Origin of the sequence: Nostoc sp. (assembly GCF_036917195.1) — a bacterium.
Lineage (GTDB): Bacteria > Cyanobacteriota > Cyanobacteriia > Cyanobacteriales > Nostocaceae > Nostoc.
Genome location: NZ_JBALDG010000011.1, coordinates 1 through 12235, shown reverse-complemented (window position 1 = coordinate 12235; position 12235 = coordinate 1). Strand labels below are relative to the sequence as shown.

Here is a 12235-nt window from a genome sequence, read left to right as displayed (position 1 = left end):
AAGAGATAAAGTTTTAATTAGAAACAATGTTTAAACCAAAGCGGACTGAGTAGATGATTTTAATCCACTTGAGTGGATTTAGGCTATCAGCCTTGCACTTCAGTGCAGAGCGGGATGTCGGGTGAGCGCAATACTTTGATTTTTACAAAAATGTGGGTAACGACAAAAGCTTCTAGTCTGAGGGCGTTTATGTACAGCCTCACATAGAATTGGTTGGTATAAGTCCGATTAACTTCTAAGTTGCACAGGCATAGCTAAATAGGTCATTTTCAAACCACCCAATGGTGTAAAAATCACTGGAGTTAGACTTTGATTCAAATGCATTTGAATTTCGGAAGATGGTAACTCTTTTAAGCCTTCCATCAAATATTTAATGTTAAAAGCAATTTCTATGTTTTCCCCAGAAATCTGGACCGGCATTGATTCTCTACCACTTCCCACATCTTGAGCTTCACAAGATAAGGTAATTTCTTGAGCTTCGCTATCAATACTGACCTTAACAATATTATTTTTCTGATCGGCTAGTACAGCAATCCGCTCCAAAGTGCTTACAAATTGCCGCCGTTCAATTGTAATTTGTCGCTCAAATTGGCGCGGGATTAGTTGTCGATAGGCAGGATATTGCCCTTCTAATGTGCGACTAGTCAAGCGTTGATTTTGCCATGAAAATACAACTTGACCTTGATCGAAATATAAAGCTACAGGTTCATCTGATGAGGCGCTATGAGCTAACATTCGTTGGAGTTCGCGTAATGCTCTAGCTGGTACTGTCACTTCTAGTTGACTAGTTCCGCCTAGAGGACGCTCGTTGCTAGTTTCTACCACTGCTAGGCGATGTCCATCGGTAGCTGCAAATTCTAGGGTATCTTGTTTAACTGTTAAATGTACTCCAGTGAGTACTTGCTTGGTTTCATCAGCACTAGTAGCAAACAATGAACCCCGTAATCCCTCAATTAATGCGGTGGTGGTGAGATGGATTATTTCTGTATTTTCAATTACAGGTAGTTCCGGAAATTCTTCAGGCCCCATTGCTCGGACTTGGTAATGTCCACTTTTGGGTGTGAGTGTGACAATTAAACCTTCTCCACCGGATGTTGCACCTGTAAGGGCTGATTCATCATCTAGAGTGATTTCGCCTTCTGGAAGACGAGAGGTGATGTCTACAAGTAATTTAGCAGGAAGTGCGATCGCACCTCCTTGCCATACCTCAGCGTTAAAGCTGGTGCGGATTCCCAAGCTGAGATCAAAGGCTGTTAAGCTTACCTGGTTAGTTTGAGCATCCGCTTGTAGCAGCACATTGGCAAGTACAGGATGAGTTGGTCGTGAAGGTACTGCACGACTGACGAGTGAGAGGTTTGTACTAAGATCGCTTTGGGAGCAAACTAATTTCATAAGTCAGATTCCGCTGGTGAAAGATATCCTAACACCGTTATTGTTCATAGGCGAGTAGGGGTAGAGGTGTTGCCTATAATTGCAAGCTACCGCAAGCTGCTGACAAGTACGATTGCATTAATCGCGGGTGTATTAAGAGTTTGGTATGGAATACACCAGGAATATATCCCACATTCGGCACCCTCAAGTGTCACATCAATTCTGTGTTTTGCCGCAACCTCAATTATTGGTAAATTGCACCATCAGGCATAATTGCCCCAGCTAAGTTAGTACCAATTAGTTTAACCAAAAGGCGCTCACCAGAGCGAATCCGCGCTCCTGTCAAGTCGGCTCCCCGCAAGTCGGCCCCACTGAGATCCGCTCCAATCAAATTAGCAGCACGTAAATTCGCCTCCCGCAGATCCGCTAAAAGTAAGTTTGCCCGAAATAAATTTGCTTCAGATAAATTCGCACCTCTGAGGTTAACTTTGTGCATAAAAGTATCACTGAGATTAGCACCACTCAAATTGGCATAACTTAGATTTCTGCCAGATAAGTCTTTATTGCTCAAATTTGCCCGACTGTAGTCTTTGCCACTCAAGTCTGAGCTTTTCTTTGGTGGTTGCTGGGTTGTTTGAGATGGTTTTTGTGGTTCAGGTGGTGGTGAGTTAAGCGTGGTTTGAGGTTTGGTTTTTAGAGAGCGCAACTTTTCACGAGCTTCATTTATAGCTTTCAGCTTGTCTTGTGCTTTCTGCTGTAAACGGAGATTGTCTTTGGGAATGCGATCGGGATGCCAAACAAAGACTAAATCTTTGTAAGCCTGGTTCACTTCGTCAAGTGTTGCCCCAGGCTCTAATTCCAAAATTCTATAGTACTGCTCCAGATCGCTCATACGATATTTTGGTGGACAATCAACTTAATTATGAGTTATGGAGTCGATCTATCCGCTGAATCATTATGTCATTGATTATGGGGCATTGGGGAGCCACTGCCGTTAGCGTAGCGGTAGCGAGTAATCGAGCGTCAAGGGTTTCCCGACTTGTTCGCGCAGCGTCTCCCTTAGGAGAGGCGACTGGCGTCATGGGGCACAACAGATAAAGGAGCAAAGGGGCAAAGGAGAAAGACTTACTACAACTTCCCTCTGCAACGCCAGCCCCCCACTCCCTCATCTCTCCATCTCCCCATTTCTCCATCGAGCGATCGCTCTCAAATATGCTGCAACTGGAATCTGATAGACTTCAATAAAAATCCAAACAATAATTGATAAATGTGATAAGAAAGTTAATATAGTCCAAATATATGGCATCCAGGTAATGGGTTCCTTGAGATTAGCAGGAAAATAGTAAGCTACTATACCAATTAAAGTAGTGGGAAGAATTACAAAAGCTGCTGCTGCTACTCCATAACCCCAACCTAATTCCATACCTTCCAACTGGGCTTCTGTCCAACTAAACCCATTCCAACGCCAAACTAAGGGTGGTTGCCTAGAAGGCATTTTGATTTGCTGTAGTTCTAGGTTGACTGTAAAAATCTCTTGGCAAAAGTCACAAGCCATAGCTTCCATTAATGGCATATGAGAAATCTTACCTATCCGACAGACTGGGCAGGGGTAAACTCCATAATAGTCGAAAGATTGGGCTAAGATTTTGGAACTGGGCATAATGAAACTGATGATCCTAAAAAGTTAATCTGGTCAATAAGGACTTGGGTAAGAATAATGTATGGTGATTGTCAATTGTCTGCAATCAGCTTTCGCAAAGTGAGGTGATAAGTCAGGAGAATTATATATTTTAACTTCTCAATCCCTCTAAGCACTAGGACTCACGCTTGTTTATGTGGAACGGTTTTAGCTTGTGAATCATAATGCTGCGGTGAATATTTTTCGTATTGGATTGAGTACCGTAGGGCATACCGGAATTAACGTCTCTTAAGTGGATGACCTCTACTTAGGTAACGGCAACGATACCCAAGTAAGCCGACTCGCAGAACCAGAAAACTCGCGTCTTGTGAAGTTGGAATCACCGTGGCTTCAGCAGGCGTGAGCATGTCAATAGTCTTGACTCCTACAGTTGTACTGAGTCTATCGCTTTTTCATGGTTTATGGGGGTCTTGACACCACCGACTTTTTCTGTTAATGTTACCCTACATAGGTATAGTTATTGAATTTTCCAGCAAAAGCCCCGCAAATGCTTAACACAAATTCTTATTTTTCTTTTTGGTTTAGGGTGGTTCACCGGGAGTGAATCGAGTTTCCTAACGGAAACCGCCCGGTGAACCGCAGAGCGAACTCTGCGGTTTTTGTTTTTTTAAGGAGAATTTCATCGTTATGACTTATTTCAGTAGCTGGTTTTATGGCTTTTACTTTTGGCCCAGAATAAGTTCCGGGTAAATAGCGTCATGCCAATGAATCAGAACGCGCCCGGAACTCCTCAAAGGTTCTGGGCTTTTTTCTTATCGGGGTATAGTGCCCAATACTTAATTTTTTAGGAGAATGGAACCATGATTAATGCCAAACTTGCCACACAATCCTATCCGAACCATCAGACAATTGTTAAACTTTCAGAAAAAGTCGCTTTCGGGGGCGAAGAACTGGTAATTATCGGCGGCCCCTGCACCGTTGAAAACTTAGAACAAATGGAGATAGTCGCCCAAAATCTCTCTACTGCATCCGTGCAGGGCTTGCGTGGTGGTGTCTACAAACCCCGCACATCTCCCTACGCCTTCCAGGGTATGGGAGAGGTAGGATTGAAGATTTTGGCAAGAGTGCGATCGCATTACAATATGCCAGTTGTCACCGAGGTGATGTCAATTTCCCAAATTGAAGTAGTCGCCGCCCACGCTGATATGCTTCAAGTTGGTAGCCGCAATATGCAAAACTTTGACTTGCTCAAAGCTTTAGGACAAGCTGGTAAACCAATACTGCTCAAGCGTGGTTTAGCAGCGACAATTGAAGAATTCGTCATGGCTGCTGAATATATCCTCAGCCACGGTAATCCTGATGTAGTGTTGTGCGAACGCGGTATCCGCAGCTTCGATGATTACACTCGCAATGTCCTAGATTTAGGGGCAGTGGCAGCACTCAAGCAAATCACTCACCTGCCTGTGATTGTAGATCCTTCCCATGCCGTCGGAAAACGGGAACTGGTGGCACCTGTGGCTAGGGCTGCGATCGCTTGCGGTGCAGATGGATTAATTATTGAATGTCACCCAGAACCAGAAAAATCTGTTTCTGATGCCCGTCAAGCACTTTCTTTAGAAGATATGGTGCATCTAGTTGATAGTTTAAAGCCTGTAGCAACAGCCGTTGGGCGCAGTATATCAGAAGCGATCGGGGCGGGTTTACAACCTGCCCCGATTTTTTGTGCTGCTTAAATTTCAGTTGAGGGCGATCGCTTCTGTTGAATGTCTCAGTTAAAAGATTTATTTTGGCTTAACGACAAACAGCGATCGCTTTCGTAAAATAAAGTTATTGCTTAGGCTATTTTATTTGTTCTCAAACAATTTTTGCAACATAATCTTATATATACAAATAAAGTCACAACGCCTTAGTACCAAAGTCACAATGGCTTAGTACCAAAGTCACAAGAGTTTAACAACAATTTATCTCCAAAAGGAGTAGGCTAAACAATAAATTATTAGTACACTAATGTTTAGATTAACTAATATTATGCTTTTCTAATTAGAATTAATCGCAACCAACCATTTTGCAGAAAATGCGATGTCTAACGACAAGCTAGTACGTGTCTGTGCTTTCCCCTTTCCCCCAGATTGTTGATATGCGCTGTTTAGCCCCTGTTGAGACGACAAAGCCTTCGTCCTTGGCTGCTCAAATTGTTTCTCGTTTTCAAAGCATTATTCAAAGAGGGCGGTTCTCGGTACTTATATTAAGTCTGGCCTACTTGTGTAGTGCGTGTAATGCTTCCGAAGCCGAATCTAGTAAAAAAGAAGCAGGAAAAAAACGAGCTGTGCCAGTTGTGGTTGCCACTGCAACTCAAAAAACGATTCCAATACAACTATCGGCTACTGGAACAGTAGAGGCATATTCCACGGTATCTGTCAAGTCTCAGGTGGGCGGACAACTTACTGGCGTATATTTTCAGCAAGGACAGAACGTTAACAAAGGAGACTTGTTATTTAAAATTGATTCCCGCTCTCTACAAGCCGCGCTGATGCAAGCTAATGCTGCCAAAGCCAAAGATTTAGCGCTGGTGAAACAGGCACAGGCAAATGTGCTCAAAGCCATTGCCGATGTGAACCAAGCAAAAGCGAATGTAGTCAAGGATAAGGCGCAGGCAACAAATGCAGATGTGCAAGCTCAACGTTATACTCGTTTGCTTAAGCAAGGGGCAATCAGTAAAGAACAGGCCCAACAGTACCAGACTACTGCTGATGCTCAACAGGCAACGGTGAAGGCAGATCAAGGTGGAGTAGCAAATGCTCAGGCAGCGGTAGCGGCAGCCCAAGCAGATGTACAAAATGCCTTGGCAGCAGTAGCATCAGATGAAGCTGCGATCGACAATGCCAAAGTTCAGCTTTCTTATACTTCCATCTACGCACCAATTGCTGGACGCACGGGTAGCTTGAAACTAACTCAAGGCAACTTAGTCAAAGCAAATGCTGCAAATGCCGAGGATTCGCTGATTACGATTAGCCAAATCCACCCGATTTACGTCAACTTTTCCATTCCTCAACGACTGCTGCCAGACATCAAAAAATACAGTGCTAACGGTAAGTTAGAAGTCGATGCTTTACCTCCTAAAGATGCAGGGCATCCGGTACGAGGCGAACTCACCTTTGTTGATAGTGGAGTCAATACCCAAACAGGTACGATTCAACTTAAGGGTAATTTTGCCAACGCTGATGAGCGACTTTTTCCAGGGCAGTTTGTCAATGTAGTCCTCAAACTGAGCGAAGAACCAAATGCTATTACTATTCCTTCTCAGGCGGTACAGAGTGGACAGCAGGGGCAGTTTGTGTATGTAGTCAAACCCGACAAAACAGCAGAAATGCGTCCAATTACCGTCGGTGACACCGTTAAGAACGAAACAGTGATCAAGCAAGGGTTGAAATCAGGTGAGCAAGTAGTTACTGATGGACAATTCAACCTAGTGGCTGGTGCCATAGTCCAAGTGAAACCGGAAGTAGGAAGCAAGAGGCAGGGAGCGCGATGAACATTTCCGAGCTATTCATCCGGCGTCCAATCATGACAACTCTAGTTATGGTTGGCATTTTGATATTTGGGCTGATCAGTTACCAACAGCTACCCGTTAGCGATCTGCCCAATGTGGATTATCCGACACTTCAGGTAACAGCTAACCTGCCCGGAGCTAGTCCAGAGACGATGGCTGCCTCAGTAGCAACTCCTTTAGAGCAGCAGTTTTCTAGTATAGCGGGAGTGAGTTCAATGAACTCTAGCAGCTCTTTGGGTAGTGCCCAGATTACGCTGCAATTTGACCTAAATCGGGATATAGACGGGGCAGCACAAGATGTGCAGTCTGCTATTTCTAAGGCAGCGAGGCAGTTGCCCACGAATATGCCTAATCCCCCGTCTTACCGAAAGGTAAATCCGGCAGATCAGCCAGTCCTTTACATCTCGCTCAATTCATCTATTCTGCCCCTCTCAACTGTAGACAAATATGCTGAGACATTGCTGGCACAACGCCTGTCAATGGTGGATGGAGTGGCGCAAGTGCAGGTGTACGGTTCCCAAAAATACGCGGTACGGATTCAGCTTGACCCCGAATCACTGAGTGTTAAGGGAATCGGAATTGATGAAGTAGCTGATGCGATCGCTAACGGAAATGTCAATCTGCCCACTGGAACACTTTACGGGAAGCAACAGAATTCTACGATCCAAGCAAACGGTCAACTCAACGATGCTGCCAGCTATCGCTCCCTAAGTGTGGCTTATCAAAACGGCGCACCAGTGCAGCTAGGAGAACTGGGGCAAGTCCTGGACAGTGTGGAAAATGACAAGGTAGCAAGCTGGTATTTTCCTGTTAAGAAGGAAAGTAAGCAGCAGGGAGTAGGGAGCAGGGGAGCAGGGGAGCAGAGGAGCAGGGGAGCAGGGGAAAAATCCTCAATCCAAAATTCTGGCGTCCGGGCGATCATTCTGGCAATTCAGCGCCAACCGGGAACTAATACCGTTCAAGTAGTGGATGCAATCAAGAAACTGCTACCTACTTTCCGCACACAAATTCCGGCAGCTGTGAACGTAGATATTCTCTACGATCGCTCCCAGTCAATTCGCGAGTCGGTGGATGATGTACAATTTACGCTGTTGCTCACCATTGCCTTGGTGGTGCTGGTAATCTTTCTGTTTCTCCGCAATATCTCTGCTACACTCATTCCCAGTTTGGCAGTACCGCTTTCGATAGTAGCGACTTTTGCGGTCATGGTGCTACTGGGCTTCTCGCTCGATAACCTGTCACTGATGGCGTTGACCCTTTCAGTAGGTTTCGTGGTTGATGATGCCGTAGTCATGCTGGAGAACATTGTCCGCCACATGGAAATGGGCGAAAGCCGGATGGAAGCAGCCCTAAATGGTTCTAAAGAAATTGGTTTTACAATTTTATCTATGACCATTTCCTTAGTAGCAGTATTTATCCCTATACTGTTCATGGAAGGCATTCTGGGACGACTGTTCCGTGAGTTCGCTGTTACTATTAGCGTTGCAATCTTGGTATCTGGCGTAATTTCCCTTAGCTTGACGCCAATGCTGTGTTCCAGATTCTTGAGTCCACCTCATCATGAACCGGAGAGTGAGGGAGCAGGGGAAGCAGGGGAAGATGAGGGAGATGAGGGAGAAATTCTCAATTCCCAATCCAAAATTCAAAATCGTTCGACTGAGCGCTCACGCCGTTCGCGTAGCGTTCCGCAGGAAAGTCTAAAATCCAAAATCCAAAATTTTAACCGTCGTCTCTACAACTTTTCAGAAAACGTTTTTAATGTGATATTAGGCGGATACGATTGGAGTTTGAAGAAATCACTCAAGTATCACCGCACAACGATGGTGATTTCGGGAGCGATTCTTGTAGCAACAGTGTATCTATTTATAATTGTGCCTAAAGGGTTTGTTCCCAACGCAGATGTTGGACAAATCACTGCAACTACTCAGGCATCAGAGGATATATCTTTTGATGAAATGGTAAAACATCAACAGGCAATAGCTGCGATCGCTTACCGTGATCCGAATGTCGATTCCATCAACTCCAGCGTCGGGGCTGGCGGTCCCAATGCTTCCGCCAACACTGGAAGAATTTTAATCGAACTCAAGCCCCGCCATGAGGGCCGTCTCAGTGCTGATGAAGTTGTGCAAAAACTCCGACCTAAGTTGTCAGGTGTGCCTGGAATCAAAGTTTTCTTGCAAAATCCCCCAGCCATCAATGTCGGTGGACAACAGACAAAAGCGCAGTATCAATTTACTCTGCAAACTCCCAATATTCAGGAACTTTACCAGTACGCTCCACTTTTAGAAGAAAAACTGCGATCACTCTCAGATTTACAAGATGTCAACAGCGATTTACAAATCAAAAATCCGCAAGTAAAAGTAAACATCAACCGTGACCACGCTTCGGCTTTAGGTTTGACCGCCAATCAAATCGAAACTGCCCTGAGTAATGCCTATGGCACTCGCCAAGTTTCCACCATCTACGCCCCCGATAGCCAGTACCAAGTAATTATGGGCGTGGAACCAAAATATCAACAAAATTCCAATGCTCTAGATTTACTCTCAGTTCGTGCCCCCAGTGGACAACTTATACCTCTCAACGCTATAGCAACTTTGACCAAAGATGTGGGCCCCTTAACTATCAACCATCAAGGGCAACTTGCTTCTGTTACCTTCTCCTTTAATCTTAAGCCAGGAGTGTCACTCGGTAACGTCACTGGGAAGATTGAGCAACTTGCTCGTCAAACACTGCCACCAACTATTAGTACAGGCTTCCGAGGTTCAGCGCAGGCATTCCAGTCATCAATTCAGGGCTTAGGACTGCTACTGCTGGTTGCCATCTTCGTGATTTATATCGTGTTGGGGATTCTCTACGAGAACTTTATTCACCCCCTGACTATCCTTTCAAGCTTACCCTCCGCTGGATTTGGGGCACTGCTAACCCTGTTGCTATTTCAAGTTGACTTGAATATTTACGCCTTCGTCGGTATTATCCTGCTGGTTGGCATTGTGAAGAAAAACGGCATCATGATGGTTGACTTTGCGATCATTGCCCGTCAAAACGGCAAAACCCCCTATGATGCTATCTATGAAGCCTGCTTGGTGAGGTTCCGCCCAATTATGATGACCACAATGGCAGCACTCATGGGGACTTTACCAATTGCCCTCGGTTTGGGAGCCGGAGCAGATACACGCCGTCCTCTTGGTTTAGCAGTAGTTGGGGGGTTAGTGTTCTCGCAGTTTCTCACACTTTATTTGACGCCCGTTTTCTACACCTACATGGAGTCTTGGCAAACAAAGCTCAAAAAACACAACTGGCGCAAACAGTCAATTTAATTTGTAATTAACAACAAAGAATAAAGGTTTCTTCTTTTTAGGACTTACGCACAGGCAACAGAAAACGAACCACAGAGGACGCAGAGGTCACAGAGAAATGAGAGTTTGAGAGGGTTTTTGCGTAAGTCCTATTTTGATAAGTGTAAGCCACTAGTCGAGCTAAAAGATTAACCATAAAGTTAATTACACTCTGATGCCATCCTTGCTCCGCATTTGGCTTTAATATAACTAACAGTAATCAGTAAACCCAAGGAGGTTTTTTGCTTACTGATTTCCTTACCTCGAAAAGTAATTCGTAGGCATAAATTGGGCTTGCGATCGCAAACTTTCAACCAGGACATTAAATATGGCGCTAGAACATAAAAATGCAGCCGGGATATTTCCTGATCGCCAACACACTGAGTCAGCCCTTGATCAACTTAAAGCGGCTGATTTTCCGATGAACAAAGTTTCAGTTGTTGCTCAACACGTCAACTCAGAAGATGTGACGCTTAAAGCAACAGAGGCAACTGTACAGTCTGAAGCTAAATTTGCCCGCGATCGCACGATTGAGCGGATCGAGCATGGTGCATTAGATGCTGGAAGTTGGGGCAGTATTATCGGCTTTTTAGGAGGTGGACTAGTAACCTTAGCGATTCCAGGCATTAGCTCGATTGTCTTGGTTGGAGCAAGAGCTGCTTCGGTGGGACTGGCGACTGGAGCGTTTTATGGAGCTGTAGCAGGCGGCTTACTCGGAGCCGCGATCGGCACGAACATCCCAGATGAGCAAATCAAGCTTTACAACGAGCGGTTAGCACAAGGACAGTATTTGATAGTCCTTGAGGGAACGAACGATGAACTTCAAAACGCTCAAACCGTTTTGAAAACCCAAGGGATTCAGGATTGGATCATTTTTGACAGTTTATAACAATCTGGATGAGTAATATGATACAAGCAATCCGCATTCATAACTATGGCGAGTCAGACGTGCTGACGCTAGAAACGATCGCACAACCCGAACCACAACCGAATGAAGTACTAATTCGAGTTCAGGCTGCCGGAGTCAATCCGCTCGATTGGAAAATCCGGGCAGGCTATATGAAAGAAATTTTTCCAATGCCTTTGCCATTTACGCCTGGAATGGATATCGCAGGCATTGTGGAAGCGATTGGCGCAGATGTCAAAGCGCTCCAAGTCGGTCAAGAAGTTTATGGCGAACTGAGAATGGGAGCTTATGCCCAGTTCGTGACGGCTCCAGAAGATGCGATCGCGCTCAAACCTAAGACGCTCGATTTTGTGGAAGCGGCATCAGTGCCGATGGTAGCAATGACTGCCTATCAAGGGCTGTTTGATCATGCTGATCTCAAACCAGGTCAAACCGTGCTAATTCATGCTGCATCAGGCGGAGTTGGCATGTTCGCAGTGCAATTTGCTAAATGGAAAGGAGCGCACGTTATTGGAACTGCCTCAGCTGCAAATGCAGAATTTGTTCAATCTCTGGGTGCAGATCAAGTGATTGACTACAACGCCACACCCTTTGAACAAGTTGTTGAGAATGTTGATGTAGTTCTAGATACGTTAGGCGGTGACACGCAAGCACGTTCTTATTCAGTAGTGAAGCCGGGTGGCATTATGGTTTCAACTAGCGCTCCCCCCGATGCTCAAAAAGCTGAAGAACGAGGTATCCGTGCAGAGATGATGAATATGAAACCCTCGGCCTCGCTGCTGGAGGAAATTGCTAGTTTAGTCGATTCCGGGCAGGTTAAGACGCTTGTTGCTCAGACGTTTTCTTTGTCTGAAGCCCGTCAAGCTCAGGAATTGAGTCAGGGCGGTCATGTCCGGGGCAAAATCGTGCTGCAAATCAATGCTTAATCCTTTATAGAACCCATTTGATATCTCTAAGAAGCTGCGAGTCTCTTAAGCATGAGCCTAACAAAACAAAGATTGAGCTTGGTCGTGGCATTCGATAGTGTTCGCTCAAAGTTCTTGACCAGGATCTTGCAGCGCCCCATCCAAGCATTCGACCGCTCAATTACCCACCTAGCTACTGCTGGGACAAATCCTGACTTGCCTTGCGCTGCCTTTTCTTGGGTGGAAGGCTTGGTCGAGCGCTCAAACTTAATCTTCCGCATGATCTGCGGGTATACCTTTTCTAGTTCCTGTGTCAGATGTTCTGGATGATAACCCTGGTCGAGTAGGATGGTAATTTTAGGAATGTTCATTGGTTTTGACCGGAAATAGCTGATGTTTTCCCTCAACATCTCCAGCAAGCCAGCATCATCGGAAATATTAGACTTGTCGCTTAATAAGGTAGAGTAACGATTAGCAACTGGAATGAGACAGAAAAATGCTAGACATCAATCGGGTGTTGAAAGAAGA

9 protein-coding genes are annotated in these 12235 nt (G+C 45.2%); 5 read left to right on the top strand and 4 right to left on the bottom strand.

Annotated elements, in window-relative coordinates; all coding sequences use genetic code 11:
• Nucleotides 1–228 precede the first annotated feature (228 nt).
• The 3 genes from dnaN to V7K40_RS02400 form a co-directional block, all read right to left on the bottom strand.
• Nucleotides 229–1392, bottom strand: a complete 1164-nt coding sequence (gene dnaN, locus V7K40_RS02410) for a DNA polymerase III subunit beta (RefSeq protein WP_334956370.1) — start codon at nucleotides 1390–1392, stop codon at nucleotides 229–231.
• 223 nt (nucleotides 1393–1615) lie between these two features.
• Nucleotides 1616–2263, bottom strand: coding sequence for a pentapeptide repeat-containing protein (locus V7K40_RS02405; protein WP_334870594.1), 648 nt, complete (start codon nucleotides 2261–2263; stop codon nucleotides 1616–1618).
• Nucleotides 2264–2536: 273 nt separating this feature from the next.
• Complete coding sequence (locus V7K40_RS02400) at nucleotides 2537–3031, bottom strand: hypothetical protein (RefSeq protein ID WP_298908187.1); 495 nt, start codon at nucleotides 3029–3031, stop codon at nucleotides 2537–2539.
• 839 nt (nucleotides 3032–3870) lie between these two features.
• Here V7K40_RS02400 and aroF point away from each other — a divergent pair.
• From aroF to V7K40_RS02375, 5 genes are all read left to right on the top strand, one after another.
• Nucleotides 3871–4743 carry a 3-deoxy-7-phosphoheptulonate synthase gene (gene aroF, locus V7K40_RS02395; RefSeq protein WP_334956367.1) on the top strand — a complete coding sequence of 291 codons (873 nt, stop codon included), beginning with the start codon at nucleotides 3871–3873 and terminating at the stop codon, nucleotides 4741–4743.
• 368 nt (nucleotides 4744–5111) lie between these two features.
• On the top strand, nucleotides 5112–6542 hold the full coding sequence (locus tag V7K40_RS02390; protein ID WP_334956365.1) for an efflux RND transporter periplasmic adaptor subunit: 1431 nt from the start codon (nucleotides 5112–5114) through the stop codon (nucleotides 6540–6542).
• Nucleotides 6539–9877, top strand: a complete 3339-nt coding sequence (locus V7K40_RS02385; RefSeq protein ID WP_334956363.1) for an efflux RND transporter permease subunit — start codon at nucleotides 6539–6541, stop codon at nucleotides 9875–9877. The genes V7K40_RS02390 and V7K40_RS02385 overlap by 4 nt, the downstream gene beginning before the upstream one ends.
• 346 nt (nucleotides 9878–10223) lie before the next feature.
• Nucleotides 10224–10784 (top strand): DUF1269 domain-containing protein, encoded by a 561-nt coding sequence (locus tag V7K40_RS02380; RefSeq protein ID WP_334956361.1) that lies wholly within the window; start codon nucleotides 10224–10226, stop codon nucleotides 10782–10784.
• Nucleotides 10785–10801: 17 nt separating this feature from the next.
• The gene (locus V7K40_RS02375) at nucleotides 10802–11728 is read left to right on the top strand and encodes an NADP-dependent oxidoreductase (protein WP_334956359.1); all 927 of its coding nucleotides are present in this window, start codon (nucleotides 10802–10804) and stop codon (nucleotides 11726–11728) included.
• A 26-nt stretch (nucleotides 11729–11754) separates the two neighbouring features.
• On the opposite strand, the gene V7K40_RS02370 is transcribed toward V7K40_RS02375, so the two are convergent.
• Complete coding sequence (locus V7K40_RS02370) at nucleotides 11755–12078, bottom strand: IS5/IS1182 family transposase (protein WP_334956357.1); 324 nt, start codon at nucleotides 12076–12078, stop codon at nucleotides 11755–11757.
• Nucleotides 12079–12235: the final 157 nt, after the last annotated feature.

Excerpts from the sequence above, each read along its gene's own strand:
- dnaN (WP_334956370.1), bottom strand. The coding sequence starts at position 1,392 with ATGAAATTAGTTTGCTCCCAAAGCGATCTTAGTACAAACCTCTCACTC.
- V7K40_RS02405 (WP_334870594.1), bottom strand. The coding sequence starts at position 2,263 with ATGAGCGATCTGGAGCAGTACTATAGAATTTTGGAATTAGAGCCTGGG.
- V7K40_RS02400 (WP_298908187.1), bottom strand. The coding sequence starts at position 3,031 with ATGCCCAGTTCCAAAATCTTAGCCCAATCTTTCGACTATTATGGAGTT.
- aroF (WP_334956367.1), top strand. The coding sequence starts at position 3,871 with ATGATTAATGCCAAACTTGCCACACAATCCTATCCGAACCATCAGACA.
- V7K40_RS02385 (WP_334956363.1), top strand. The coding sequence starts at position 6,539 with ATGAACATTTCCGAGCTATTCATCCGGCGTCCAATCATGACAACTCTA.
- V7K40_RS02380 (WP_334956361.1), top strand. The coding sequence starts at position 10,224 with ATGGCGCTAGAACATAAAAATGCAGCCGGGATATTTCCTGATCGCCAA.
- V7K40_RS02375 (WP_334956359.1), top strand. The coding sequence starts at position 10,802 with ATGATACAAGCAATCCGCATTCATAACTATGGCGAGTCAGACGTGCTG.
- V7K40_RS02370 (WP_334956357.1), bottom strand. The coding sequence starts at position 12,078 with ATGAACATTCCTAAAATTACCATCCTACTCGACCAGGGTTATCATCCA.